Raw genomic sequence first — 26,411 nt, 5'->3', positions numbered from 1 at the left:
GCCGCCAAACCGATCCCCATATGCTATAAAACACAGGAATATGATTTGATCATAAAAGTCGATCTCATTGACTGATGGGGCACAGGCGCATGCGGCAAGATATCGCTCCCGGCACAGACGCGTTCCAATTCCTATCCACGCTGCCGCCCAGCGCCGCGCAGCGGCGATTGGCGCTGAGCGCCATCGCGGTATCCATGCTGGTGTTCGCCTGCGTGCTGCCTTTCGCCAAGCTGCCGCTGCTGAAAATCCCGTCCTTCATTCCCGCCTACCAGGCGGCGCTGGCGGTGTGCGATCTGGTGACCGCCGCGCTGCTGTTCGGCCAGTACGCGATTTTGCGCGCGCGCGCCTTGCTGGCGCTGGCCGTCGGCTATCTGTTCACCGCGCTGATGGCGATGACGCACGCGCTGACCTTCCCCGGCGTGTTCTCGCCCACCGGCCTGCTGGGCGCCGGCCCGCAAACCACGGCCTGGATGTATATGTTCTGGCACGGCGGCTTTCCGCTGATGGTGCTGTGCTACGCGGCGCTGTCCAGCCGCGGCGACCATAGGCGCGGCATCGGTCCGCTGCCGGCCATCCTGCTCTGCGTGGGCGCCACCGTGCTGCTGGCCGCGGCGCTGACCGCGCTGGCCACGCTGGGCCACCCGCTGTTCCCGCCCATCATGCAAGGCAGTCGCTACACCCCGGTCATGTTCGGCGTGGTGGCCACGGTGTGGGGGCTGAGCGCGCTGGCGCTGACGGTGCTGGCCTTGCGCTGGAAGCGCACCTTGCTGGATATCTGGCTGGCGGTGGTGATGACGGCCTGGCTCTGTGATATCGCGCTGTCGGCAATGCTCAACGCCAGCCGCTACGATCTGGGTTTTTACGCCGGCCGCGGCTATGGCCTGCTGTCCGCCAGCTTCGTGCTGATCATCCTGTTGCTGGAAAACGGCATGCTGTACGCGCGGCTGGCCGATACCGCCGGACAATTGCGCATCGCCAAGCGGCAGGCGGAAGACGCCACCCAGGCCAAATCGATGTTCCTGGCCAATATGAGCCATGAAATCCGCACACCGATGAACGCCATCATCGGCATGTCCTATCTGGCGCTGAAAACCAAGCTATCCCAACAGCAGCGCGACTATGTCGGCAAGATCCACAATGCCGGCACCTCGCTGTTGGGCATCATCAACGACATCCTGGATTTCTCCAAGGTGGAGGCCGGCAAGCTGGAACTGGAGCGGCAGCCGTTCTGGCTGGACGATGTGCTGGAGGCGGTGTCCTCGCTGGTGGCGCAAAAGGCCACCGAGAAATCGCTGGAGCTGCTGTTCGAAGTCAGCCGCGACGTGCCGCGCGGCCTGGTCGGCGATTCGCTGCGCCTAAGCCAGATTCTGATCAATCTGAGCAATAACGCGATCAAGTTCACCGAAAAAGGCCAGGTGGCCATCATCATCAATGCGTTGGAACTGGTGGGCGACAAGGTGCAGCTGCGTTTTTGCGTGCACGACACCGGCATCGGCATGAGCGATGAGCAGGCGCTGCGACTGTTCCAGCCCTTCAGCCAGGCGGACGGTTCGACCACGCGCCGTTTCGGCGGCACCGGCCTGGGCCTGACCATCGCCAAGCGGCTGGTGGAGCTGATGGGCGGCACCATCAGGGTGGAATCCGCTCCAGATTGGGGCAGCCTGTTCATGTTCAGCGCCTGGCTCGGCATATCTTCCGCCACCGACCCGCGCCGCCAGGGCTTGCCCGGCGAAATCTCCAGCCTGCGCGTGCTGGTGGTGGACGACAATGCCTCGGCGCGGGACATCCTGTCCGACCAGCTGCGCTCGCTGGGTTTTTCCGCCCATGCCTGCGCATCGGGTCCGGAAGCGGTGGCGGCGATTGCCCAAGCCAATCTGGAGCAACCGTTCGACGCGGTGTTCGTGGACTGGATGATGCCGGGCATGAACGGCGTGGAAACCATCGCCCAGATCCGTACCCTCAGCCGCAATGTCAAGGTGGTGCTGGCCACCGCCTTTGGCCGCGACGATGTGCGCGCCCAGGGCGAGAGCAGCGGCTGCGACGCGGTCCTGGTCAAGCCGGTCAGCCTGTCCTCGCTCTATGACGTGGTGCTGGGCCTGTTCGGCCCGCAGCGCGATCCGGGCATGACGGCGGCGCTGGCCGACGAGTTGCCGCGCCTGGACGGCGTGCGCCTGCTGGTGGTGGAAGACAATCTGGTCAACCAGCAAATCGCGATGGAACTGCTCAGCGATGCCGGCGCGCTGGTGACGCTGGCCAATCACGGTGGCGAGGCGCTGGCTCGGCTGGAAGCCATGGGCGCCGCCGGTTTCGACGCGGTATTGATGGACGTGCAGATGCCGGTGATGGACGGGCTCACCGCCAGCCGGCGCATCAAGGCCGACCCCCGAATCTCGTCCTTGCCGGTGCTGGCGATGACCGCCGACGCGCTGACCGAGGAGCGCGAAGAATGCATGCGCGCCGGCATGGACGACTACATCGCCAAGCCGATAGACCCGCACGCGATGTTCCAGACCCTGTTGCGCTGGGTAAAACCCTCGCGGCCGGGCGCGGACATCCGCCGCGCGACTTCCGCGGCGCTGGTGCTGCCGGACATCCCGGGCCTGGACCAGCAGGCGGGCCTGAAGCGCGTGGCCGGCAAGCGCGAGCTTTACTTGCACCTGCTGCGCCAATTCATCGCCGAAGAGGCCGATGCCGCCGCCAGGCTGTCCGCGGCGCTGGAAATCGGCGATTACACTCAAGCCGAACGCACCATCCACACCTTGAAGGGCGTCAGCGGCAGCGTGGGCTGCGTGCGCCTGCAAGAGGCGTCCACCGAGCTGGAACGCGCGCTGCGCGCGCGTGACGGCATACCGCAAGCGCTGGCGCCGCTGGCGGCGGAGCTGGAGCGGGTGATGACGGCGCTGCGCGCCGCGCTGGAGGCGGAGGACCGCTTCGCAGCCATCGCCGCGCCGGCCGCGCAGCCGGAGCTGCTGCGGCGATTGGCGGCGCTGCTGGCCGCCAGCGATGGCGACGCGCTGGGGCTGTTCCTGCAACACGCGCCGGCGCTGCGCGCGCTGTTTTCCGCCGAGGAATTCGCTGCCTTTGAGAAAGCGCTGACCCAGTTCGATTTCGTCCTGGCGCTGGCGCTATTGCGCGTCACCGCCGCCGCCCAGCACATTGCCCTACCGGAAAACATAAAATGATGGAGTCCGCGCCCCCCCGCCGCCAGACCGTGCTGATCGTGGACGACACGCCGGAAAGCCTCACCCTGCTCTACAGCCTGCTGAAAGACCAGTACCGCACCCAGATCGCCAACAGCGGAGAGCGCGCGCTGGAACTGCTGGCCGACGGCGAACTGCCGGACCTGCTGCTGCTGGACGTGATGATGCCGGGCATGGGCGGCTTCGAAACCTGCCGCCGGGTCAAGGCGGACCCGCGCACCGCGCGGATTCCGGTGATCTTTCTGACCGCGATGGGCGAGAACGAGAATGAGCAGGCCGGCTTCGACGCCGGCGCGGTGGACTACATCATCAAGCCGATCTCGCCGCCCATCGTGCTGGCCCGGGTCAAGACCCATCTCAAGCTCAAGGCCGCCACCGACCTGCTGGAAGACAAGGCCTCGCTGCTGCAAGGCGAGGTGGAAAACCGCATCCGCGAGGTGCAGAAGGTGCAGGACATCACCATCCTGGCGCTGGCCTCGCTGGCGGAAGTCCGGGACCAGGAAACCGGTAACCACCTGCGCCGGACACAGAGCTATGTGCGCGCGCTGTGCCAGCAACTGCGCGACCACCCGCGCTTTCAAGCGGCGCTGGACGACGAAACCATCAATGACTTGTTCAAATCCGCGCCCTTGCACGATATCGGCAAGGTCGGCATTCCGGATCAGATCCTGCTCAAGCCGGGCAAGCTGACGCCGGAAGAATTCGAGATCGTCAAAACCCACACCACCCTGGGCCGCGACACCATCGCGGCGGCGGAGCTGCTGCTGGACGCGCCCAGCAGCTTTCTGCGCCACGCCAGGGAAATCGCTTACAGCCACCAGGAAAAATGGGACGGCAGCGGCTACCCGCAAGGCCTGGCCGGCAGCGACATCCCGGTTTCGGCCCGGCTGATGGCGGTGGCCGACGTCTACGACGCGCTGATCTCGCGCCGGCCCTACAAGGCCGCGCTATCGCACGAACAGGCCGTGGCCATCATCCAAGAAGGCAGCGGCAGCCATTTCGACCCTGATGTGGTATCCGCCTTCCTCGCCATATCCGACACCTTCCGCGCCATAGCCGAACGCTACGCGGACTGATGTTCCGCGCCCGGCTCGGCAAGGATGTAACCACCCGATAAAACAACAGCCCCGCCATCGTTAAATGGCAGGGCTGATTCTCATCCCGGGACAAAACACCGTGGCCGCCGGCGTGTCCTGTCCCAGGCCTCTGGGCGTTCAGGACAGCAGCGACTTCACCGTGCTGCTGGTCTTGTGCTCAACCAGCAAGGGCTCCATGCTGTCGCGCTTGGTGATGTCCAGATCGTGCTTGGAAATGATTTCCTTCAACTGACAAGCCAGTTCCGACATGCTGTAGGTACCGGCCTCGATATCGATCAGCAAGCCGTCAACGCGGCTGCGGCTGAGCCGATTGCTCTTCCACTTGCGTTCAAAACCGCCTGCGGCGGCCAGGCTGGACAGCGCCGCGGCCACCGAGGTCAACACCGTGGAGTAGCCCTTCAGGTCGTGTCCCTGCACCTGCAGCAGCCCGCCCACCACCACGCTGCACAAAATCGACCCAAAAATGGCCGTATGATGGGCGAAGCTCCAAAGCCGTTGACCTTTGCCAAACCAGTTTCGCCACTTCAGGGCTTCCTGCCTGAGCGCTTCTTTATCCATCATATTTCCTCCTCGCTGAGAAGTAAGCACATGCGGCCAGTCATGAAGTCAACATAGTCAATCCAACTGAAGTTGCAAATATTGACTCGCAAAATCATGCTGGATTTGAAACCGCCCTGGCCTAATTCCAAGTGCAATGGAGAAATACCCACCGCTAAAAAGCCCGGCCCTCGTCTCCCGAAACCCTTTGGCACCATGGTTTAAATAATCTATCAATCTAGACCACGGTTTTACGGCCAGGCAAGCCGACATTAGCGCCCTCCACGCTGGCCGCTGGCGTGGCAGGATCAGAATGCGTACAAAAGCCGCCATGGAACTAGCTTTGGCCGCGCAATGTCTATATAATGCTACATTCTTATCTGGGGGCGACCTGGTTTCGACGGGGGTTGCGAAGCAGATGGGGGCATACCGGGATTTCAGTCACCCCGTAAAACACTGAGTTTATTTAGTCGCAAACGACGAAACTTACGCTCTGGCAGCCTAAGGGCTAGCTAGACACTACAACGGTTCGCAGATGGGCCGGGGGCGTCAAAACCCTGTAGTGTCACTTTACATCTGCTAGTGCTATGTCGGGTTACTTGGCATGGTGCGAAACAATAGGTAACTCGCCAAAGTCCAGCCTGTCCGTCGGCGTGGCAGCGGTTAAATCCAAATGACACGACTAAGTATGTAGAACTCACTGTAGAGGACTTTCGGACGCGGGTTCGATTCCCGCCGCCTCCACCACAAATTCTAGCAATATCAATTGCTTACGAAATCAAGCCCCGGTAAAACGGGGCTTTTTTTTGGCTATTTGGGATGGCTTGCTCAGCTTTTACCCCCCAAAGCCAACCATTCACTGCCCTTTGTTCCGTTCCAACAGGTCCTGGTAGCGCTCCAGGCTCTGGTCCACCCTGTCGATGGCAAACTTTGCCGACTCGGCGGCAAGCGGACCGGCGGCCTCCGCCACCTTGGCCGTGCTGCTCAACAGCAAGTCCGTCGCCATCACGCCAAGCGCGTCCTCAGGCACGCTCCCAATCTCGCCAAACGCATGCATCTGCTTCAGCAGGCGGGCTTGCTCTTCCGAACTGGCCCGCTTGATCTGCTCAAGAAAGGCAGCGTCGCGGCGCAGCGCGTCGCTTCCCTCTTCTCCTGCGCCGATCACTGGCGCTGCATCATTGGTTTGATGGTTATTGGCGGCTTCGTCCGACATGGGGGTCCTTTGTTCGCATGGTTTGGAAATGGATCGGCTATCGCAAGCATACCCACGACAATGCCCAAATGTCATTATCCGAGCATAATCCAAGCCAGAAGCAGGCTTTACCGTGCCGCCGAGAAACAAGTCCCCGGCAACCCGGATAGCCCTCCAAGCCCAGCGGAGCTCACATCGCCTATGCCCGAAGCCCTTATTCGTTGCCGCCGTCTTTCAGATTCTTCAAGGAGGCCTCCAGCGTCATGATGCGCGTGACCGATTCATCGACAAGCTGAGCAATCTCCTTGGCCGAGGAAGTGGATTCAATGGAGAGCTTTCTAACCTCATCCGCCACCACGGCGAAGCCTCTGCCGGTCTCGCCCGCCCTCGCCGCCTCGATGGCGGCGTTCAATGCCAGCAAATTGGTCTGGCTGGCGATGTCATTGATCGTGCCGATAATGGCGGAGATCTTTTGGCTGGACGCGATGACTTGCCGCATTTCCTCGTCCGTCACCCGTTCCGCCTCCATCTTGGCGGTCACATCAACCCCATACGTGACGATATTGCTGACCGCGCCCAGATGATCGCTGATCGGACACACCGTCATATTCATCAATACCAGATCGCCGCTCTTCTTCCGCAGCTTGAATTCCTGAACCACTAGTTCGCCCTGCAAAACGCGCTTGAAATTATCACTGCCAATGATCTCCGGCAGCACCCTGGCATGGCTGACCAATTCATCCACTGACTTGAGATCAAGATGCGACAACATATACGCGTTCGCATCGTACACCTTGCCGTCAAGATTCCATTCGCTGATCACATTCGACATGCCGATGGCTTCGAATCTTTTTTCATACTCAAGCTCTTTCACCTTTGTCTCGGTGATATCGGCCTGAACCGAGACAAAGTTCACCAGGGAGCCCTGTTCGTTGAATATCGGATTGATCGCCAAGGACACCCAATAAGGATGCCCGCTCTTGGTGTAATTAAGAATTTCTCCGGCAAACGCTTTTCTGCCGCGCAGTGCAGCGCCGATCGCCTGCACGGTTTTAGCATCGGTGCCCGCGCCTTGCAATAGCGACCCCGGTTTATGCCCGATGATCTCATCGTGCGTATAGCCGCTCATCTTGCTGAAGCCATTATTGGCAAACACCACCAAGCCCTCGCTATCGGCCACCAGCGCGGAATTGTCGGTATTATCGACGATCAGGGACATCAGCCTCAAATCTTCACGCGCCTTGACCATGGCGGTGATGTCTGTCGCATACTTGACGATTTTCAACACCTCGCCACTAGGATCGACGATAGGGTTGTAGGTGGCTTGAATCCAGACTTGCTGGCCGTCTTTTCTGACACGGCAATACTCCGCGGTCTGAAATACGCCGTCTCTCAGCTTGTCCCAAAATTTCTTATACTCCGGGCTGAGCCGCTCTTCGGCACGGACAAAGATCTGATGATGCTTGCCTCTGATCTCCGCAGGCGCATACCCCATCAAATGACAGAAATTGTCGTTCGCCACCAAGATCGCCCCATCCACATCAAATTCAATTACGGCTTGCGAGCGATTGATGGCCGCAATTTGCGAACTGAAATCGACATTCTTCCTGACGCTCTCGGTCACATCGCTGGCGAATTTTATGATGCGGCACACCCTGCCTCCCGACTTGATCGGGACATAGGAAGCCTGAATCCATAACGCCGCGCCATTCTTGTCCATCCGCTTGAAACAGCTGGTTTGGGATTCTCCGCGCTTGAGCTTATCCCAGAATCCTTGATAATCGTTTGAATACGCCTCCCGTTCATCGACAAAAATCCGGTGGTGCTTTCCCCGAATCTCCGGCAAGGTGTATTTCATCAAATTCAGGAATAAATCATTGGCATCCAGTATTGTCCCGTCCACATCGAACTGAATCACCGCTTGAGCCGAGTTCAACGCTTTTACAATATTTCCAGACTGGGCTCTGCTTAAAAACCTCGAAATGAAATTTAGCATTTTTCACCTTTTTGGCTGGAGTCCCGGCACTTGCTTTTAGAAAGCGGACAACAGCAATTTCTACGCCACAAACGCCAAGACAAGACCGATTTCATTGAACGGCACTTGCGCGACACGATGCCTGAAACTGTTCTTGCCAGAATCAATTTCGCGCGACAGCGCTCAATTGACAACAGATGCCAAACCTGGAACTCAAAAAAACAAAAACAATGGCTACCGAGCCCGCCATTCGGTCATGCATCTCTTTCACCATGGCACAATTTAATGAAAATTGCATATTGCAAAACACCGAGCCAAGCCGCCTTGTCGCCGGGAAAGTCCGCTTCGGCCATGAAAAATGCCGCCGGCGCAAAGCGCGGGCGGCATTTTCAAGCCAGGGCTGGCGGGTTTACATCGAGTCCAGCACCTTGATGCCGAGCAGATCCAAACCAGTCTTCAGCGTCTTGGCAGTCAACGCCGACAATTGCAGACGGCTGGCGCGGACTTCGCCCTCGCTCTTGAGGATGGGGCAAGCCTCGTAGAAGCGCGAGAACAGCGTAGCGATGTTGTACAGGTACTGAGACAGATAATGCGGGTAGCAGCCATCCACCACCGCTTGCAAGGTGTCCTCGAACTGCGCCAGCGCGGCGGCTAGGTGCTTCTCGGCCGGCTCGGTGATAACGATGGCGGCATTGGCGTCGTAGCCGTCGGCCTTGCGGAACACGCTCTGCACCCGGGTATAGGCATATTGCAGATAAGGCGCGGTATTGCCCTCGAAGGCCAGCATGGTGTCCCAGTTGAAGATGTAGTCGCTCATGCGGTTCTTCGACAGGTCGGCATACTTGACCGCGCCGATGCCCACGGCGGCGGCGATATCGCGGCGCTCGGCCTCCGGCAGGTCCGGGTTCTTCTCCGTCACCAGCGCGAACGCGCGCTCTTCGGCTTCCTGCAGCAGCTCGATCAGCTTGACGGTGCCGCCGGAGCGGGTCTTGAACGGCTTGCCGTCGTCGCCCATCATCACGCCGAAACCGACATGCTCCAGCTTCATGCTGTCCGGCGCGAAGCCGGCCTTGCGGCAGATGGAGAACATCTGGGCAAAGTGCTGGCTCTGGCGCGCGTCAACCACGTAAATCACGCGGTCCAGATTGAGGGTTTTGTGGCGATAACGCACCGCGCCCAGGTCGGTGGTGGTGTACAGATAACCGCCGTCCTTCTTCTGGATGATCACGCCCATGGGCTTGTCTTCCTGGGTGCGGAATTCTTCCAGGAACACAACCTGAGCGCCGTCGTCCTCGGTCAGCAGGCTAGCCGCGCGCAATTCTTCGACGATGACCGGCAGGTCGTCGTTATAGGAGGATTCGCCGCGCACATGCTCGCGCTTGAGACCGACGTTGAGTTTCTGATACACCGCCTCGCAATGCTTCAGCGACACGTCGACGAACTGCTCCCACAGTTTCAGCACGTCCTGGTCGCCGCCCTGCAGCTTGACCACGTAGTCGCGGGCGCGGTTGGCGAAGTCCTCACTCTCGTCGAAACGCACTTTGGCGTTGCGGTAGAAGGTTTCCAGATCGGACAGCTGCAGTTCGGCGTCGCCGGCATGGCTGGTTTCCACCAGATAGGCGGTCAGCATGCCGAACTGGGTGCCCCAGTCGCCCACGTGGTTGGCGCGCACCACGTCGTGACCGACGAATTCCATCACTCGGGCCAGCGCGTCGCCGATGATGCTGGAACGCAGATGGCCTACGTGCATTTCCTTGGCCAGGTTGGGCGAGGAGTACTCCACCATCACGCGCTGCGGCGCAACGCGGTTGATGCCTAGCTTGTCGTCTTTCAGGGCGGCTTCGCTTCGTCGGGCAAGATATTCAGGGGCTAGATGAATATTGATGAAACCCGGACCGGCGATTTCCACCTTGTCGGCGATGCCGGCAAGATCCAGCGCGGCGACCACTTTTTGGGCCAGTTCGCGCGGATTGGTCTTGAGCTGCTTGGCAGCGCCCATCACACCATTGGCTTGGTAGTCGCCGAATTCCGGCTTGGACGCCGGCTGCACCACGGCAGGCGCGTCCGGCGCGCCGGCTGCCGCCAGGGCGGCCTGCACCCGTTGATTGATCAGTTGAAGAATAGTCATTAGAGCCCCAAGAATTGCCGCGAAAACGAAAATTAGTCTTCGCTTCTGAAAAAAACTACTTGTTGATTGTATTCCCGCTTGCCATCAGGGGCAATGCTTGCGGCCAAGCCATATCGGCAAAGTGCTCGCCAAGCGGTCGCCCTTGGGATTTTCTGCCGGCATCCAGCTCAAAACCAGCGGGTTTCACCCATGGCCGGCAGTCGAAACACCTCGGGAGAGATATTCCATTGCGCTAAGGCGGCGGCAAGGTCGTCCTGCGGCTGGTCCAGTGGCTCGTCGGTGAGAATGAAGCTGCCCCAATGCACCGCCCAGGCGGCGCGCGCGCCGGTGTCCAGCAGAATGCGCACCGCCTCCTCCGGGTTCACATGCTGCGGATGCAGGAACCAGCGCGGCTCGTAAGCGCCTATCGGCAGCAGCGCAAGATCCACCGTGCCCAGGCGCTCGCCTATCAGTCGGAACAATTGGTCCTGATAGCCGGTATCGCCGGGATACCAGAACTGCAGCCCGTCGCCGCGCACGGCGAAGCCGCCCCACAGCGCGCGGTTCTCATCGCCGATCATCCAGCGCTTGCTCCAGTGATGGGCCGGCGTCAGCTCCGCTTCCACGCCATCCAAGCGGTAACGCTGCCACCAGTCCAGTTCGTGGATGTACGAAGCCGGCACGCCGGCCTGCCGCAGAATCACCCCCACGCCCAGCGGCGCGACGAATTGCGGGCAGCCGGCGGGCTGGCGCGCCAGCCGGCGCACAGTGTTGAAGTCGAGATGGTCGTAGTGATTATGGGTGATCAACACCAGGTCCAGCGCCGGCAGCGCCTCCAGCGTCATCGGCGGCGGCAGCTGCCGTTCCGGCCCCGCCCATTGGAACGGCGAAGCGCGCCGCGACCAGACCGGGTCGATCAGGATGTTCTTGCCGCACAGCTGGATGAAGCTGGTGGCGTGAGCCACCCAGGTCAGCGATGGACGATCCCGGTTGGCATTCAGCGCGGCCAGCTCCGACGCTTGGCGCGGAATGCGCTCCAGCCGGTGGCGCACCACCGGCATGCGGCGGCGCTGCCATTCCCAGCGCAGCACGTCCAGCAGCCGCGGCTGCTGGAAGGGAAACAGATTGCGGTAGCCATCGGCTCCGTGATGGGGCTGCTGCGGATCGGGGCGATACACCGGCAGCGGCCAGCGGTGTTGCAGCCAGGGTTTCAATCGCGACATGACATGGAAGTAGCGAGAAAGGGATGGGCATTGTCGCCCATGCCCGGATAAAACAAAAGGCGGCCCGTGCCGGGCCGCCCGTCTTGCTCTCGCGCTCAGAAACTGTACACCGCCTGCGCGCCCAACATATCGTTGCTGCGACGGAAGCGTCCGTCGTTGCGCAGAAACACGTCCTGACTGGCCCAGTCATGACGGTATTCGAACTTCAGCGTCAGCTGATCCGTCGGGTAGAACAGCAAATCCGCGGTCAGCGCCTGGCGGTTGGCGCCCTTGCAGTCGGAGGCGCCGCTGGCCACGCAGGCCTGCGACACGCCAAAGCCGTTGACACCGTCGTAGCCGTTGGCGTTGAGCGCCACGCCGGCGCCGCCGCCGCCGTTCTTGCTGTTGTTCAGGTAATCGTAACGCAAGGTGGCGCCCATCTTGCCCAGGATATCGGTCATCCATTTGCGATGCCCTAGCAAGGACACCCCATACCATTGCGCCGCGCCGCCGTTCCAGGCGGCGTTTTGCTGCCGCCCGTAATCAAACTCGGCGTTGTACTGGATATCGTTCAAGGCGTAGCTGGCGTCGACTTCGGTATAGAAGTAGTTGCTGTACGGATCGTTGCTGGCGCATTGGTAGCCAAAACCGCTGTTGCCGGCCAGGCAGCCATTGCTCACCGGCACCGGGTTGCCGGCGGGCTGGGCGGCGCTGGTCAGCAGCGTCTGGCGGCCTGCATTGAAGGACCAGCCCAGATCCAGCGCGCTGCTCCAGGTGTAATCGACCCGGCCAGTGAGCGTAGGCGTGTTATTGCTCTTGACGATGGGGTTGCCGTTATCGCTATTGCTGCCGGTGGTCGCCAGGTTGGCATGGGTGCGGTATTGCTCGTTGCCCAGCAGGAATTTCCACGCCCAGTCGCCATGCGCCCAGTTGAAGCCGGCGCCGACGTAGGAACCCGGCACGCTGAAGTCGTACAGCAACCCATGGGTCAGCGTGTTCATCTGGTTGGATTGCTGCATCTCATAGCCGCCGAAGCTATTGACCAGGCCCGCGGTCAGCGACCAGGTGTCCGACAGCGGGTAGGTGAACTGGGCGGTGTTGATGATGTTGTTGCCGCTGCCGCCATCCAGCAGGGTATTGCCGGAGCCGCGATTGGGCATGATGCTGATTTCGACGCTGGGCGCGGTGGGGCCGACGCCGAAGGTCTTCTTGATATCCAGATAAACGTCGCCGAAGGTGCTGTTGCTGTAGGCGTAGGTATTCTGGTGATTCAGGAACTGGAAGCCCGAGCTGTTGTTGGCGCGGTTATAGATATAAGTCGGGTCCAGGTAGCCGGTGACGCTGAGCCCGGCCAGCGGGCCATCGGTGGCGGCGTTGTTGAGCTTGTCCACCTTCAGCTCCATGCCGGCCACCCTCTCCTTCAGTTCGGCGTTGGCGTCGTCGGCCGGCGCCTTGGCTTCGGTGGCGGCGGCCACCGCTTGCTGCAAGGCCTGCATCTGGGTCTGCAAGGCCTGCAATTGCGCCTTGAGCTTGGCGATTTCATCCGCCTTGGCATCGGCCAGCGCCATGCCCGGCAGTCCTGCTATCAGCGCGCTGATCAGTATTCTCTTCATTTCCCACTCCCTTGTTGCATGTCTTTGGATACAACATTCGAGAACAGCCTGCGCTCATCCACGGACGCTCCGGCGCGGCCTAGCCGCGCCGGCATGCGTGTTTATATTGTTATGCCGCCAGGCTCAAGCCTGGGCGAAAGCCAGTTTCATCTCGCGCTCGCGCTTGCGCTCCGCCATGCGCATATAGATGTTGGCCGCCACCACGCCGGCCGACACCAGCACGATGAACAGCGTTGCCAGCGCGTTCATTTCCGGGTTCAGGCCCAGGCGCACCCGCGAGAAGATCACCATGGGCAAGGTGGTGGAACCGGGGCCGGACAGGAAGGCGGTCAGCACCAGATCGTCCAGCGACAGCGTGAACGACAGCAGCCAGCCCGACACCAGCGCCTGCGAGATCAGCGGCAGCGTGATCACGAAGAACACCTTCAAGGGCCGCGCGCCCAGATCCATCGCCGCCTCTTCCAGCGACAGGTTCAATTCGCGCACCCGCGATTGCACCACGATGGCGACATAGGACACGCACAGCATCACGTGACCGATCCAGATGGTGAACACCCCGCGCCCCTCCGGCCAGCCGAAGGCCTGCTCCATCGCGACGAATAGCAGCAGCAGCGAAATGCCCTGAATCACCTCGGGAATCACCAGCGGCGCGTTGATCATGCCGGCGAACAGGGTGAACATGCGGAAGCGCCCGAAGCGGGCCAGCACGAAGCCGGCCCAGGTACCTATCACCACCGAGGCGGTGGCGGTCATCAGCGCGATCTTGACGCTGAGCCAGGCGGCGTTGATCAGTTCGTCGTCCTGCAATAGCGCGGCATACCACTTGGTGGAGAAGCCGGACCATACCGTCACCAGCTTGGACTCGTTGAAGGAGTACAGCACCAGCAGCGCGATGGGCAGGTAGAGAAAACCGTACCCCAGGCCCAGCACCAGGAAGGACAGCGTCTTGTTGGGCTTGATCATCTCGCGGCCTCCATATTCTTGACCTGGTAATGCTGGAACAGCGCCATCGGCACCAGCAGCAACAGCACCATCGCGCAGGTCACCGCGGCCGCCATCGGCCAGTCCATATTGTTGAAGAACTCGTCCCACATCACGCGGCCTATCATCAGCGTGTCGGAGCCGCCCAGCAGTTCCGGAATCACGTACTCGCCCACCGCCGGGATGAACACCAGCAGGCTGCCGGCGATGATGCCGTTCTTGGACAGCGGCAAGGTCACTTGGACAAAGGCCTTCCACGGCTTGGCGCCCAGATCGTAGGCCGCTTCCAGCAGCCTCAGGTCCATTTTCACCAGATGGGCGTACAGCGGCATGATCATGAACGGCAGGTAGGAAAACACCATGCCGATATAGACCGCCCAATTGGTGTGATAGAGCCGCAGCGGCGTGTCGATCACGCCCAGCCACAGCAGGAACTGATTGAGGAAGCCATCGTTCTTCAGGATGCCGATCCAGGCGTAGACGCGGATCAGATAGGAAGTCCAGAACGGCAGCATCACCATCATCATCAGGGTGTTGCGCGCGCTGTCCGAGGCCCGGGCGATGTAATAGGCCATCGGGTAGCCGATCAGCAGACACAGCACGGTGGAGACGAAGGCCATCTTCACCGAGCTGATATAGGTGGCGAAGTACAAGTCGTCGCCCAGCATGAACTTGTAATGGCCGATGTTCAGCGCGATGGTGAATACGTCGTTTTCCAGCTTGGTGAGCGGGGTGTAAGGCGGAATGCCCAGTTGTTGCTGCGAGAAGCTGATGCCCACCACCAGCAGGAAGGGCAGCAGGAAGAACACCAGCAGAAACAGGAACGGCATGCCGATGACGGTGGTTCTACCCGACGGCAGCCAACGGCTTAGCTTGAGACTTTTCATGTCAGCACCACATGGCCGGTTTGATCCGGCTCGCTTGCATTGCTTTTGCGCCATCCTCCGCGCCCGTCTGATGCGGGCTGTCGATCGAACGGCCTCCTCTTGAACGCTTCTCCCGGATACCCACGGCCGCGGCGGCCGGACATCGCCTGTCTCACTCCTCCCGGTCATGCCGGACGCCGGGCGCTCGCGTCCCCGCCGGCCTGGCCGGCATGGCGTGCTCGCGCTCGGATTGACTATCGGCAGCCGCCGTCCCGGCTCAGGCGGGCGCGGCGGCGGTATTGGACGCCTGCCTCAGCGCCCCGTCTTCAGCTGCGTCCACAGACGGTTCTGCAGGCGCATGATGTCGGACGGCAAGGGCTTGAGCAGGAACAGCGTTTTCACGACGGACTCCGGCGGGTACACCCCCGGGTCGTTGGCGATTTCCGGCTTCACGTATTTGCGCGCGGCGGCGTTGGCGGTTGGATAAAACACTTCGTTCGTGATCGCGGCGTTGACTTCCGGCGACTGGATGTAGTTGATCCATTTAAGCGCGGCCTCGGGATGCGGCGCGTCCTTGGGGATCACCATCACATCGAACCAGAGCGGCGCGCCGCTCTTGGGTATCACATAGGCCAACTGGTACGGCCGCTTGGACTCCTGAGCGCGGTGCTTGGCGATGTTGACGTCGCCGGAGAAGCCCAGCGCCAGACAGATGTCGCCGTTGGCCAGGTCGTTGATATAGCCGGAGGAGTTGAACTGGGTGATGTAGGGCCGGATTTTCTTCAGCGCTTCGAAAGCGGCCTGGTAGTCGGCGGGGTTCTTGCTGTTGGGGTCCTTGCCCAAGTGGTGCAGGGTGACGGCGAACACGTCGTTGGCCTGGTCCAGCACCGATACGCCACAGCCCTTGAGCTTGGATACGTATTTGGGATCGAACAGGATGTCCCAGCTGTCCAGCGGCGCGTCCTTGCCCAGCGCCGCCTTGACCTTGCTCAGATTGTAGCCGAGGCCGTCGGTGCCGTAGGCCCAGGGCACGCCGTGGGCGTTGGCCGGGTCGGCGTCGACGATCTTGGCCATCAGCGCCTTGTCCAGATTGGCCAGATTGGGCAGCTTGGACTTGTCCAGCTTCTGGTAGATGCCGGCCTCGATCTGCTTGGCCATGAAGTTGGAAGTGGGCACCACGATGTCGTAGCCGGCGCGGCCGGTCAGCATCTTGGCCTGCAAGGTGTCGTCGCTGTCGTAGACGTCGTACTTGACCTTGATGCCGCTCTGTTTTTCAAACCCGGGGATGGTGGACTTGGCGATATAGTCCGACCAGTTGTAGACATTCAGCGCCTTGTCTTCGGCGTGCGCCGCCGCGACCGGCAGCAACATCAGCAATGAACACAGCGCTTTGCGAACCAGCTTATTCTGCATGACAGGCTTCCTAATGGAACGGGCCGCGCTGTCCGACGCCGGGCCTGTGGCCTGCGAGCATCGGGCGACCCGATAACGGCAACCTCAGCGCCACGCTCCCCGCCCGTTGCCGGGCCATGGCGCTGCTCCATTGTCCCCGGCCGCCTGGGCGGACCTGGGTCGAATGCGGCGCCAGCTTGCGATGGGCGAGCCGGTTTCCGGCGCCCCCCAGCGCGCTGCTGATGCCAACTTACACCCCGCAGCGCGCCATGCCAGCTATCCGCGCGTTACGGTTTGCAACTTTCGAGGTGCTAAGGGTCATGATTCGGGCCGTTCCGCCCCGCGTTCTAGTTGGCGGGTGTCAATGAACGGCCAGGGAAACCTGCACGCAAAGCTTGCGCTCCCATGCCGATGCGCGAGAACTGGCCGCCAAACGACCATTTCCGCTCACATCATCTCCTCTTGTCTCCACGCTCAGTGGATGTTTAATAAAATTTACATCTCTCTCTGATACGTCACTACTTTTTAACCATATTTTTTTATGCACGCAACTTTTATTGATCTTGCAGTGCAGAAAAATAAACACATGCGCCACAGTCCGATTCCAAATGTTCACTATTATCAACAATCCGAACTGTAACCCACGCCGATCACAGCACCCAAAACGCATGGCCGCGACGCAAGGTTGACCGTGGGCGTCGCCAGGACGAAAAAAAACAGGCGGCCGCGGCCGCCTGTTTTCGCACGATCCAACTCTGGGTCAGAACAGCCGCGCCAGCAGCGCCTTCTCCTTGCCCGCCATGTCGGGAATGCGCACCTGGATGCCGTTGCCGGCGGCCACCGCCACCGGCTCGCCATTGCGCGTCATCTGCGCCAGTTCGATGATCTGGTTGCCGCTGGGGTGGATGATTTCGATGCGATCGCCCACCGCGAAGCGGTTCTTCACCTCGATCAGCGCCCAGCCGTCGGCATCGACCTCGATCACATCGCCCACGTACTGGCTCTGCTTGGCCTTGGAATGGCCGGTGATGTAGTTCTGGTATTCCTGGGTCTGGTGGCGCTCCAGGAAGCCCGGGGTGTAACCGCGGTTGGCGAGACCGTCCAGCTCGGCCAGCAGGCCGAGGTCGAACGGGCGGCCGGCGACGGCGTCGTCGATCGCCTTGCGGTAGACCTGGGCGGCGCGCGCCACGTAGTACAGGCTCTTGGTGCGGCCTTCGATCTTCAGCGAGTCCACGCCGATCTTGGCCAGTTTCTCCACCTGCTCCACCGCGCGCAGGTCCTTGGAGTTCATGATGTAGGTGCCGTGCTCGTCTTCGATGATGGGCATCAGCTCGCCGGGGCGGCTGCCCTCTTCGATCAGATAGGTCTTGTCCGCCAACGGGTGGCGTTCGGCGCCGCCGCAGGAGGCGAAGCTCTGATTCGCCTCTTCCAGCGCCTTGTTGAAGTCGAACTTGATGGTCTGCACATCGCCGGCGTCGTCGCCCTGGGTGTCGTGCACCTTGTAATCCCAGCGGCAGGCGTTGGTACAGGTGCCCTGATTCGGGTCGCGATGATTGAAATAGCCGGATAGCAGGCAACGGCCGGAATAGGCGATGCACAACGCGCCGTGCACGAACACTTCCAGTTCGATGTCCGGGCATTGCTGGCGGATTTCGGCGATCTCGTCCAGGCTCAGTTCGCGCGACAGGATGATGCGCGACACGCCCAGCTTCTGCCAGAACTTGACGCCCATGTAATTGACGGTATTGGCCTGCACCGACAGATGGATGGGTACTTCCGGCCACTTTTCGCGCACCATCATGATCAGGCCGGGATCGGCCATGATCAGCGCGTCCGGCTTCATCGCGACCACCGGCTCCATATCGGCCATATAGGTCTTGATCTTGCTGTTGTGCGGCAGGATGTTGCTGGCGACGAAGAACAATTTGCCGCGCGCGTGGGCTTCGTCTATGCCCTGCTTCAGCTCTTCCAGCTTGAAGTCGTTGTTGCGGGCGCGCAGGCTGTAGCGCGGCTGGCCGGCGTAGACGGCGTCGGCGCCAAAGTCATAGGCGGCGCGCATCTTGTCCAGCGTGCCGGCCGGCAGCAGAAGTTCCGGTGCTTTCATTGTTTATTCTGGTGGGGTTCGTTGAGCGTGGGCTCAGTGCAGCAGACAGGACATCGGCAACGGCTCGCGGTCCGGCTCGACAAAGCCTTTGCGCGCCGACTCGTCGTCCAGGCGCTCTGAAGAATAATGTTGCAGGATCACCGCGCGGGCGTCGGCCAGCACGTCCGGACAGTGGCTGGCGAACGCCTCCCAGTCCTCGAGCAACCGGGGCTGGCTGGCCATCCGGCTGTACAGGATCACCAGGATCGCCATGGTCAGGGTGTGGTGATACTTCATCGCCGCGCCATTCACCATGGCAAAGCGCGACAACGCGCGCGCGCAGCGGGCTGCGGCTTCCGGCGCCGGGTATTGGCGGCGGTAGGCCCAGGCGGCGTACAGGTGCGCGCGGTGGTTGAAGTCGGATGCAGGCAGCGCATTGGTTTCCAATTGGCGCAGGAATGCCTGATGGTCCATGACTCGGTTTCTCCGAAAATTCCAAAAAGCAAAGGCTCCACCCGATGTGGAGCCCTGACCCTCGTTGATACGGGGGCGATTATGCGCGGCCTGCCGATGCCAGTCAAGTGCGCGCGCAGTCGCAAACGCGACATTAAGCCGCTGTTTTAAAATCCTTTTCTGGTTTAAGGTCTTTTCGCCAAAGCCAGCAGCGCGCTGAACTGGCCGATCAGCGCCAGCAGCATGAGCAGCGGACACAGAATGGCCAGCAGCGGCCCCGGGCCGCTGTCCAGGCCGCGCCACAGCGCCGAGCTGAGCGCGAAAACCAGGGTGCTGAGCAACAGCACCGTCATGGCGAAGCGGCGCTGCTTTTGCATCTTTTTAAACAAATTCAATAGCATGTTTGCTGATTCCGGATAAGGCCGCTGGCATGCTAGCCGGCGGCGGCGGTGTCGTCTTCGCTCAAGGCGCGCAGTATTTCCAGTTCCTGCGTGGAAAAACCCGCCCGTTCACGGGCGGCCAGATTATACGCGCCGCGGTAAAGCTGGACATCGTGACGCCGCAGCAGTTCCTGGAAACAGGTTTCCGGCTCCAGGCCGCGCTGGCGGCACAGCCGGGCAAACCAGGCGTTGCCAATGCGCACATGGCCCACTTCCTCGCGCAGGATGATGTCCAGCACCGCCACCGTGTCATGATCGCCGATGCCGGCCAGCCGCCGCTGTATGCCCGGCGTCACGTCCAGGCCGCGCGCTTCCAGCACCCGCGGCACCAGCGCCATGCGCGCCAGCGGGTCGTAATCGGTCTTGCAGCTCATCGCCCACAGGCCGTTGTGGGCGGGGAAGTCCCCGTAGTCGCAGTCCAACGCCCGCAGCCTCCGCCGCAGCATGGCGAAATGGCGCGCCTCCTCCGCCGCCACCTGCAGCCAATCGCTGACAAAAGCGTCCGGCATCTCGCGGAAACGCCAGGCGGCGTCCAATGCCAGATTGACCGCGTTGAATTCGATGTGGGCGATGGCGTGGATCAGCGCCGCGTGGCCCTGGCGCGTGGACAGGCTGCGCTTGGGCACCTTGGCCGGGTGCACCAGCTCCGGCCGCGGCGGACGCCCGGCCTCGGGCAAGGCATAGGGCGGCGGCGCGTCCGCGCGCGTCAGGGCGCCGCCGCGCCAGCCCTGCAGCGCGTCGACGGCCAGTTCCATCTTGCGTTCGATGTCGCGGCACAACAGCGCCGCTTCCAGTTGCGGGTAAAGGCTCATGGACAGGCATTCTAGCCGATGTCGGCGCCCCCCGGCAGCGCCCCTGGCCCTAGGGCCAAACCAGCCAACGGAGCCTGATCAATTCCCTGTTTCAACCATCCCTCGGAACGTGTTTACGATCTCGCGAGCTTAGAACCTGTTTACGATCTCGCGAGCTAGAGCGAGACAAGGCGAAAACAGCTGAGAAAGCGGAATGTACGTGTGGTACATGAGCATTTCGAAGCTGTTTTCAACGCCGTATCGCCGACGCGCAGCAGATCGTAAACAGGTTCTTAGGCGAGACAAGGCGAAAGCGAGCGAAAAAGCAGAATGTACTCGTGGCACATAAGCACTGAGCTCGGTTTCAACGCGGTATCGCCGACGCGCGGCAGATCGTGAACAGGTTCTTAAACGGAGTGGGTTTCATCCTGCCTGACCATCCAGGCGTCGAACTCGTCCAGCGCGGCGTCGAAGGCCGGCAGCAACGCGGCCACCTGGTCCAGCAATTGCGCCTTGCCGGCCTGTTCCAGCGCTTCGGCAGCCATGCCCAGCGCATTGATGCCCACCATGCGGCTGGCGCCCTTGACCCGGTGGGCGGCAAAGCTGATGCGGTCGCTCGAGCCGGCGGCGATGGCCTGGCGCAATTCGGCGACGTCTTCGGTATTGCCCTGCTGGAAATCGCGCAGAATCTCCAGCTCCACTTGCAGATCGCCATTGCTGTATACCTGCAGCACCGAGCGATCCACCGGCCCGTCCTGCGCCGCGCTCGGCTCCGGCGGCACCGAGCCGGTGGCGCGCGGGTCCTTGACCGCCCATTTCTGCAAGGCGTCGGACAAGGCCGAAATCGACAAGGGCTTGGTCAGGAAATCGTCCATGCCGGCTTCTCGGGTCTTGTCCTGTTCCTCTTTGGCGGCATTGGCGGTGCAGGCGACGATGGGAATGCGCCCCAGTTCCGGATGCTCGCGCTCATGCGCGCGCACCAGCCGCGCCAGCTGATAACCGTCGATGCCCGGCATGTGGCAGTCGGTCAGGATCATCGAATAGCGGCCGGACAGCCATTTTGCGAACGCGCGGTCGCCATCCTCGGCCCATTCCGCCGGATAACCCAGTTTTTCCAGCTGCTTCAGCGTCAGCTTGCGATTGGTGGGATTGTCCTCGGCGAACAGAATCGGTAGCACACGCATCGAGGAGGACAGACTCATCGCCTCGGGCTCTTCCTCGCGCGGCATTTCCGCCGGCACATGGACCTGCGGCAGGCTGACCGGCGCCACCACCTGGTCCAGCCATTCCACTTCCAGCAATAGCCGCGCGCAGCTGCCCTTGCCCAGCTGGCTTTCCAGTTCCACATGGCCGCCCATCAGGCCGGCCAGCCGTCGGCAGATCGCGAGGCCCAGACCGGTGCCGCCAAAGCGCCGGGTGGTGTCGGAATCCGCCTGGGTGAACGGCTGGAACAACCGCGACAGGCTGTCCTCGGACATGCCGATGCCGCTGTCTTCCACTTCGAAGCTCAGCGATTGGTAATTGGCCATCGAGCTGAGCACCTTGACCCGTATCGCCACGCCACCATGCACGGTGAACTTGATCGCGTTGCTGATGAAGTTCTGCAGGATCTGCCGCACCCGCAAGGGGTCCATCACCAGCGTCGGCGCCAGTTGCTCGTCCACATCCAGCTGGAAATCCAGGCCTTTCTTGTAGGCGTTTTCCTGGTACAGGCTGCGTATGCTTTCCAGGAAGGGGCGTGAGGCGGTCGGCGCGGTGACGATTTCCAGCTTGTCGGCCTCGATCTTGGAAAAATCCAGGATGTCGTCTATCAGCCGCAGCAAGGTTTGCGCGGAATCGTGTATCGTCGCCACCGCATCGCTCTGCTCGCCATCCAACCGGGTCATGTTCAGCAATTCCAGCATGCCCAACACGCCATTCATCGGGGTGCGGATCTCGTGGCTCATGGTGGCGAGGAAGGCGCTCTTGGCGCGGTTGGCGGCATTGGCCTGGTCGCGCGCCAGCCGCAATTCGAACTCGGCCATCTTGCGCTCGGTGATGTCGAGACAGGCCAGTATCATCACCCCTTCCACCACCTCGGTGGCCACCATCTGGCCCTCGAACAGCACCCAGATCGGCTGACCCGCGCCGGCCAGGCACTCCAGTTCGCAGTGGATGCGGGTACCCTGCCGCATCTGCTGCAGATGCTCGGTCAGCTCGATCCAGCCTTGTTCCGACGCCATCAATTCCATCAAATGCATGCCGGCCAGGCCGTAATCGCCGACATCGAAGATCAGTTCCGCGGTTTGGTTGGCGCGCGACACCTGTAACTGTTCATTCAGGCGCAGCAAGCCCACCGGCGAGGAGGCGAACACCGCCTCCTCCTCTTGCAGCACCGCGCGCAGCTGCGCCTCCGACACCTTGCGCCGCGCCTCTTCATCATAAAAACCCAGGATGTTGGCGTAGGCGCTGAGCAGCGGCTGCATGCCCACGCCCAGCCGATACACATCCGGTTGCAGCAGGCACACCGCGGCGGCGACATCGCCGCCCAGCATCACCGGCAGGGAGATCCAGGCCGAGCGTTCGCTCAGCAGCTGGAACAGCCAGCTGAGCGGAGCCGGCGCCTGCGCCACCTCGCTCAAGGATGGCAGCTCCTGCGGCCAATCTCCAGCCTGCAGCTGCAGCGATTGACCATCGCCATCCAAGGGCGACCAGGCCAGCAGCAGGCATTGCTCGGCGCCGGCATGCTGGCAGAACACGCGGTGCAGCGCTTCGAACACCTTGTCGCGCGGCTCCCGCGCCAGCAGCATGCCTTCGACCACGGAGATCGCCGACAGCAACTCCACACTGCGCTCCAGCGAGGTCTCCGCCTGACGCCGCTGCTGTTCATTGCGCACCGTCAGCATGCGCCAGCTGTGGTCGCGACTGTCGCTGAACCGGCTGAGGGAAATGAGCACATAGAAACGCTCGCCACTGGCCGGCAACCCTTCCCCGGTCAGCTCCACCGTGGTCTGATCGTCCAAGGCCTGCGTCAAGTGGCTGACGCCGCCCGGCACCTCCAGCAGGCTGTAAGCCGACATGCCGTGCAGCACTTCCTGCGGATAGCCGAACATCTTGCCGGCCCCGGGGTTGGCGATCTCGATGCGGCCATTGCGATTGACGATCAGCACCGCGTCGCCGGAAGCGTCCAGCATATGCTTCAACGCGGACAACGGCCGCAGCACGCGGCTCACCATATAGTGCAGCAGCACCAGCACCAGGCCCAAGGCCAGCGCGCCGAACAGGCCATCGCGCACCATGCGGAACAGAAAGACGCTGCGCCCTTCGTCGATGCGCTCGGCCGTCATCCGCTCCACCATGCCGAACGCGTTTTGCAAGACCGTGCTCAACTCCGCCAGGCTGGCATGGAAATCGGTGGCCTGATTGAATGACTGCACGCCGTCTATCTGCTCATGCTGCAGCTTGACCACCAATTGCAGCTTCAAGGTCAGTGTCACCAGATTATTGAACGCCGCTTTCAGCTCATCGTCGTGCGCCGCCAGGATGATGGGCCGCATCTGCTCCACCATCACCATCGCGGAGCTGAGCCGGAACGCCAGATCGTCCTCGATGTCGCGGTTCATCCGGTGCCCCAGCTGCTCACGGATGAGCAGCGCCACCGCGTTGCCGCGCAGTTGGCCGCCCAGCAACCACAGGTTCTGCTTGATCATCATCAGGCTGTTGAGGGTGGGATCGGCCTGGCTGGCCAGCTGCGCCATGTCCGCGGCCAGAATGCCTCCGGCTTCATTGCGCAAGCGCGATGTGACCAAGTACAGCAGATTGCTCATCGACTCGTTCTGAAAATCCCGCTGCCGCAACACGGCCAGGGACTCGGCCCGCAGCACTTTGAAATCATGGGCGAGACTGGACAGCCGCTTCTGACTGCTGACGTCCACACCGGCGATAACCGGCATGGAAGCCAGCGCCACCACGAACTTGGCATCGGTATCGCGGGCCAGACGCCGCAAATCATCCTGCTGCTGCTGCGTGGGCGGCACTTTCGCGGTCAACAGCAGCCGCAGCTGACTGCTCTCCAGATTTTCCGCGTTGAGCGCCAGATACAGCGCCGAGATGTCGCGGTTCAGCTCCGCCACATGCCGGGCCTGGCGGTAGGAGTCCCAAGACTCATTCAGCAGGCGCAGAATGGCGCCCGCCTGCAGCGCGCCCAGCAACAGCACGATCAGGATCACCGCGCGACGGATGGACTTGGTGTGTTCCTGGCGCGGCCTGGACAGCTTCATCGAAGCGGGGCTCAATGTTCGTTCGACGGCGCGGCTTCAGTCTCGGGGCTTTCCTCGACAAAGAGCCGCATCACGCCGTAACGATCGCTGAAATCGCGTAGCACCGCGATCTGGTTGGCGGAAATCGCCGCGCCGCGCGGCAGTAGCAGATGGCCATGCTTGCTGCACAGGTCCTGGGCCAGTACCGACCCCGCCTTGACCGCCAGCAGGCTGACCGCAGTGCCAGGCGGCGCTTCGGGCAGCGCCGGCGCATCGAACAGCCGGCCAAAGACCTTGCGGTCATACTCGCTGCCGGTGGCGACGCCATAATAGCTGAACGGGTCGATTTCCGGCCGCTTGCGCTGCATCGCCGCCACGATGGCCTTCTCCACGTCGGCCGGCTTCGGCGGCTTGACCACGAAACCGTCGGCGTGCAGTTGGCTGGCCAGTACCACATTGCTGCGGTCGGCGTGGCCGGACAGGAACACGAAAGGCAGATTGGATGGGTTCATGGTGTGACCGCAGCGCAGCTCTTTCAACAAATCCATGCCGTTCATCGGTGTCATCTGCACATCGCACAGCACTAGGTCCACCATGCGGATGTCGAGCAAGCGCATCGACGCGGTGCCGTCCGCCGCCTGGAAAATGGATTCGGAGCGCAGGCCCATCGCCTGCAAGGCCTGGCTGATCAGCGAACGCACCAGGGTCTGGTCGTCCACGATCAAGATCCGCATTCGGGAAAAATCCACCGCAGCACTCATTCCGCGCTCCCCTCCGCCGTCGCCGCCTGACGGCTCTGCCGCAGATAATCGCTCAGTTCGTTCTCGCGCAGCGGCAGCGCCACATAAGCGCCGCGCACGCATGGACAGCCCAGATCCTTAGCCAGCGCCACGCTGTCCTCCTCGTCGATGCCGCTGGCGGTGATCGCCCCCGGCGCCAAACCGTAAATGCGCAAAAAGCGCAATGCCTGCGGATCCGCGCCCAGCATGCCGCGTATCCATTGCAGGGTTTGCCGCGGAATGTTGACGTGATCGAAGGGCAGCTTGAGCATATTGCTCTGGGTCAGCGAACCGGAGCCGAAGGCATCGGCGATCAAGCGGAAGCCCAGGTATTTGATCTTGGCGACATTCTCGAACGCCAGCGCCGGCGACTGCGGCCCCAGCCCGTCGGCCAGCTCGAAGCCCAATAGCCGCGACGGCGCGCCGAACTGCTGCAGCAAGGCGTGGCAGTGGTCGAACACATGCTCGCTTTCCAGACAGGAGGTGTCGATGCGCGCATTGAAACCGCAGTCCTCGCCCAAGCCCTGCTGGCGCAAGCCGGACCACAGTCTGGCCATGCGCGCCACCAGTTCTTCCAGCACCAGCGCGGACACGCCCTTGCGCTGCGCCAGCACATTGAACAAGCCCGCGCCCCACTCCACCCGTCCCTGCGGCCGGATCAGCGCCGCCACGCCGAAACCGACCGGACTCAAATCGGGCAAGCGCAATATCGGCTCCAGCTCCAGCTTGAACTCGCCGGCGCAGATATCGGCGAAAAAGCTTTCCACCTCCAGCTGCTGCACCTGATAAGCGCGCTCAAGGTCGGAGAAGATGCCGTTGAGCGCGGCGAGAAAGGCTTCCGCCGAATAGGGTTTGGACAGAAAGCGGGTGCTGCCTATGCCCAAGCTGCCGGCCATTTCGCTGATGGTGTTCAGCGTTTTGCCGTCATATCCGGAAATGATCAGCAAGGCGGAGCGATAGCCGAGCAAGGCCACGTGTTTGATGAAGTCTATGCCGTTCATGCCCGGCATGCCGATATCGGTGACGATCAGGTCATAGCGGTTCTCTCCTATGCTGCGCAGCGCCTCGGCCGGGTCGCTGAACTCATCGATGGCCACCTCGTAACGACTGAAAAAACTGGCCTGGCGGGAAATCAGCTTGCGCAACACCAGCTGATCTTCAAGCACCAGAAACCGCTTGGCCGGCAAGCCCATGGGATCACCCTCCCCGCAATGCGCGCGGCGGCCGTTACGGCCGCCCGCGGCTCAAGCCAAATACGACATTCGAGTAATATTGATACTAGGTGCTGATGCCCGCAGCCACAACCACGGCTTGCGATATTCGATGCTGCGGCGCGGCAGCCTGGGGCGCGTCCACGCTCCTGCGCGCGGGAGCGAGACAAGACGAAAACAGAGGAGAAAACGGCGTTGGCAAGCGATCAAAAACAATCCGAGGCCTTGCTCTGCGTGCAGAGCTGACCCGCAAT

At 61.8% G+C, this 26,411-nt stretch carries 18 protein-coding genes, 1 other RNA gene and 2 pseudogenes; 4 read left to right on the top strand and 17 right to left on the bottom strand.

The features are described 5' to 3' along the window. Window positions 1-89 precede the first annotated feature (89 nt). A complete protein-coding gene (locus tag VI26_RS13665) occupies window positions 90-3,182 on the top strand; it encodes a response regulator (protein WP_053074418.1) in 3,093 nt (1,030 codons plus the stop codon). Beyond that, window positions 3,179-4,276, top strand: coding sequence for an HD-GYP domain-containing protein (locus tag VI26_RS13660; protein WP_048410295.1), 1,098 nt, complete (start codon window positions 3,179-3,181; stop codon window positions 4,274-4,276). The genes VI26_RS13665 and VI26_RS13660 overlap by 4 nt, the downstream gene beginning before the upstream one ends. 138 nt (window positions 4,277-4,414) lie before the next feature. Here VI26_RS13660 and VI26_RS13655 read toward each other — a convergent pair whose 3' ends face one another. Next, complete coding sequence (locus VI26_RS13655; protein ID WP_156183878.1) at window positions 4,415-4,858, bottom strand: hypothetical protein; 444 nt, start codon at window positions 4,856-4,858, stop codon at window positions 4,415-4,417. 358 nt (window positions 4,859-5,216) lie between these two features. Here VI26_RS13655 and ssrA point away from each other — a divergent pair. Continuing rightward, window positions 5,217-5,581: a transfer-messenger RNA gene (gene ssrA, locus VI26_RS23910) on the top strand. A 109-nt stretch (window positions 5,582-5,690) separates the two neighbouring features. On the opposite strand, the gene VI26_RS13650 is transcribed toward ssrA, so the two are convergent. The 3 genes and pseudogenes from VI26_RS13650 to VI26_RS25325 form a co-directional block, all read right to left on the bottom strand. Continuing rightward, complete coding sequence (locus VI26_RS13650; RefSeq protein ID WP_048410293.1) at window positions 5,691-6,047, bottom strand: hypothetical protein; 357 nt, start codon at window positions 6,045-6,047, stop codon at window positions 5,691-5,693. Between the two features lie 265 nt (window positions 6,048-6,312). Further along, a pseudogene (locus tag VI26_RS25330) lies at window positions 6,313-6,474 on the bottom strand (methyl-accepting chemotaxis protein); the annotation flags it as partial. A gap of 429 nt (window positions 6,475-6,903) precedes the next feature. Next, a pseudogene (locus VI26_RS25325) lies at window positions 6,904-8,022 on the bottom strand (PAS domain S-box protein); the annotation flags it as partial. Window positions 8,023-8,052: 30 nt separating this feature from the next. Between VI26_RS25325 and VI26_RS24575 the strand changes: the two are divergent. Continuing rightward, the gene (locus tag VI26_RS24575) at window positions 8,053-8,433 is read left to right on the top strand and encodes a hypothetical protein (protein ID WP_156183877.1); all 381 of its coding nucleotides are present in this window, start codon (window positions 8,053-8,055) and stop codon (window positions 8,431-8,433) included. Here VI26_RS24575 and argS read toward each other — a convergent pair. From argS to VI26_RS13580, 13 genes are all read right to left on the bottom strand, one after another. Further along, on the bottom strand, window positions 8,411-10,129 hold the full coding sequence (gene argS, locus VI26_RS13640) for an arginine--tRNA ligase (protein WP_048410291.1): 1,719 nt from the start codon (window positions 10,127-10,129) through the stop codon (window positions 8,411-8,413). The genes VI26_RS24575 and argS overlap by 23 nt on opposite strands. Before the next feature lie 167 nt (window positions 10,130-10,296). After that, on the bottom strand, window positions 10,297-11,331 hold the full coding sequence (locus VI26_RS13635; RefSeq protein WP_048410290.1) for an MBL fold metallo-hydrolase: 1,035 nt from the start codon (window positions 11,329-11,331) through the stop codon (window positions 10,297-10,299). 95 nt (window positions 11,332-11,426) lie between these two features. Continuing rightward, window positions 11,427-12,923 carry a DUF3138 family protein gene (locus VI26_RS13630; protein WP_048410289.1) on the bottom strand — a complete coding sequence of 499 codons (1,497 nt, stop codon included), beginning with the start codon at window positions 12,921-12,923 and terminating at the stop codon, window positions 11,427-11,429. A 123-nt stretch (window positions 12,924-13,046) separates the two neighbouring features. Next, window positions 13,047-13,886: an ABC transporter permease subunit gene (locus VI26_RS13625; protein ID WP_048410288.1), complete on the bottom strand. Its 840-nt coding sequence runs from the start codon at window positions 13,884-13,886 to the stop codon at window positions 13,047-13,049. Continuing rightward, entirely contained in the window at window positions 13,883-14,791 is a 909-nt protein-coding gene (locus VI26_RS13620) for an ABC transporter permease subunit (RefSeq protein ID WP_048410287.1), read from the bottom strand. Before VI26_RS13620 ends, VI26_RS13625 begins: the two co-directional genes overlap by 4 nt. 291 nt (window positions 14,792-15,082) lie before the next feature. Next, window positions 15,083-16,183, bottom strand: coding sequence for a polyamine ABC transporter substrate-binding protein (locus VI26_RS13615; protein ID WP_048410286.1), 1,101 nt, complete (start codon window positions 16,181-16,183; stop codon window positions 15,083-15,085). Window positions 16,184-16,922: 739 nt separating this feature from the next. Next, the gene (gene yegQ, locus VI26_RS13610; RefSeq protein ID WP_048410285.1) at window positions 16,923-18,266 is read right to left on the bottom strand and encodes a tRNA 5-hydroxyuridine modification protein YegQ; all 1,344 of its coding nucleotides are present in this window, start codon (window positions 18,264-18,266) and stop codon (window positions 16,923-16,925) included. A 33-nt stretch (window positions 18,267-18,299) separates the two neighbouring features. Beyond that, a complete protein-coding gene (locus tag VI26_RS13605) occupies window positions 18,300-18,719 on the bottom strand; it encodes a hypothetical protein (protein WP_048410284.1) in 420 nt (139 codons plus the stop codon). Window positions 18,720-18,883: 164 nt separating this feature from the next. Continuing rightward, the gene (locus VI26_RS13600; RefSeq protein WP_048410283.1) at window positions 18,884-19,099 is read right to left on the bottom strand and encodes a hypothetical protein; all 216 of its coding nucleotides are present in this window, start codon (window positions 19,097-19,099) and stop codon (window positions 18,884-18,886) included. A 32-nt stretch (window positions 19,100-19,131) separates the two neighbouring features. Then, entirely contained in the window at window positions 19,132-19,950 is an 819-nt protein-coding gene (locus VI26_RS13595; protein ID WP_048410282.1) for a ferritin-like domain-containing protein, read from the bottom strand. Window positions 19,951-20,336: 386 nt separating this feature from the next. Beyond that, on the bottom strand, window positions 20,337-24,188 hold the full coding sequence (locus tag VI26_RS13590; RefSeq protein ID WP_053074415.1) for an ATP-binding protein: 3,852 nt from the start codon (window positions 24,186-24,188) through the stop codon (window positions 20,337-20,339). Window positions 24,189-24,199: 11 nt separating this feature from the next. Continuing rightward, window positions 24,200-24,901 (bottom strand): response regulator, encoded by a 702-nt coding sequence (locus VI26_RS13585; RefSeq protein ID WP_231581025.1) that lies wholly within the window; start codon window positions 24,899-24,901, stop codon window positions 24,200-24,202. Between the two features lie 23 nt (window positions 24,902-24,924). After that, window positions 24,925-26,112 (bottom strand): EAL domain-containing protein, encoded by a 1,188-nt coding sequence (locus VI26_RS13580; RefSeq protein ID WP_197081461.1) that lies wholly within the window; start codon window positions 26,110-26,112, stop codon window positions 24,925-24,927. Window positions 26,113-26,411 lie beyond the last annotated feature (299 nt).

Source organism: Chromobacterium sp. LK1, assembly GCF_001043555.1.
GTDB lineage: Bacteria > Pseudomonadota > Gammaproteobacteria > Burkholderiales > Chromobacteriaceae > Chromobacterium > Chromobacterium aquaticum.
This window is presented reverse-complemented; position numbering and strand designations above follow the sequence as displayed.

What these genes read in the sequence shown, in the direction of transcription:
- VI26_RS13665 (WP_053074418.1), top strand. Translation starts at nt 90, where the DNA reads ATGCGGCAAGATATCGCTCCCGGCACAGACGCGTTCCAATTCCTATCC.
- VI26_RS13660 (WP_048410295.1), top strand. Translation starts at nt 3,179, where the DNA reads ATGATGGAGTCCGCGCCCCCCCGCCGCCAGACCGTGCTGATCGTGGAC.
- VI26_RS13655 (WP_156183878.1), bottom strand. Translation starts at nt 4,858, where the DNA reads ATGATGGATAAAGAAGCGCTCAGGCAGGAAGCCCTGAAGTGGCGAAAC.
- VI26_RS13650 (WP_048410293.1), bottom strand. Translation starts at nt 6,047, where the DNA reads ATGTCGGACGAAGCCGCCAATAACCATCAAACCAATGATGCAGCGCCA.
- argS (WP_048410291.1), bottom strand. Translation starts at nt 10,129, where the DNA reads ATGACTATTCTTCAACTGATCAATCAACGGGTGCAGGCCGCCCTGGCG.
- VI26_RS13635 (WP_048410290.1), bottom strand. Translation starts at nt 11,331, where the DNA reads ATGTCGCGATTGAAACCCTGGCTGCAACACCGCTGGCCGCTGCCGGTG.
- VI26_RS13630 (WP_048410289.1), bottom strand. Translation starts at nt 12,923, where the DNA reads ATGAAGAGAATACTGATCAGCGCGCTGATAGCAGGACTGCCGGGCATG.
- VI26_RS13625 (WP_048410288.1), bottom strand. Translation starts at nt 13,886, where the DNA reads ATGATCAAGCCCAACAAGACGCTGTCCTTCCTGGTGCTGGGCCTGGGG.
- VI26_RS13620 (WP_048410287.1), bottom strand. Translation starts at nt 14,791, where the DNA reads ATGAAAAGTCTCAAGCTAAGCCGTTGGCTGCCGTCGGGTAGAACCACC.
- VI26_RS13615 (WP_048410286.1), bottom strand. Translation starts at nt 16,183, where the DNA reads ATGCAGAATAAGCTGGTTCGCAAAGCGCTGTGTTCATTGCTGATGTTG.
- yegQ (WP_048410285.1), bottom strand. Translation starts at nt 18,266, where the DNA reads ATGAAAGCACCGGAACTTCTGCTGCCGGCCGGCACGCTGGACAAGATG.
- VI26_RS13605 (WP_048410284.1), bottom strand. Translation starts at nt 18,719, where the DNA reads ATGGACCATCAGGCATTCCTGCGCCAATTGGAAACCAATGCGCTGCCT.
- VI26_RS13600 (WP_048410283.1), bottom strand. Translation starts at nt 19,099, where the DNA reads ATGCTATTGAATTTGTTTAAAAAGATGCAAAAGCAGCGCCGCTTCGCC.
- VI26_RS13595 (WP_048410282.1), bottom strand. Translation starts at nt 19,950, where the DNA reads ATGAGCCTTTACCCGCAACTGGAAGCGGCGCTGTTGTGCCGCGACATC.
- VI26_RS13590 (WP_053074415.1), bottom strand. Translation starts at nt 24,188, where the DNA reads ATGAAGCTGTCCAGGCCGCGCCAGGAACACACCAAGTCCATCCGTCGC.
- VI26_RS13585 (WP_231581025.1), bottom strand. Translation starts at nt 24,901, where the DNA reads ATGCGGATCTTGATCGTGGACGACCAGACCCTGGTGCGTTCGCTGATC.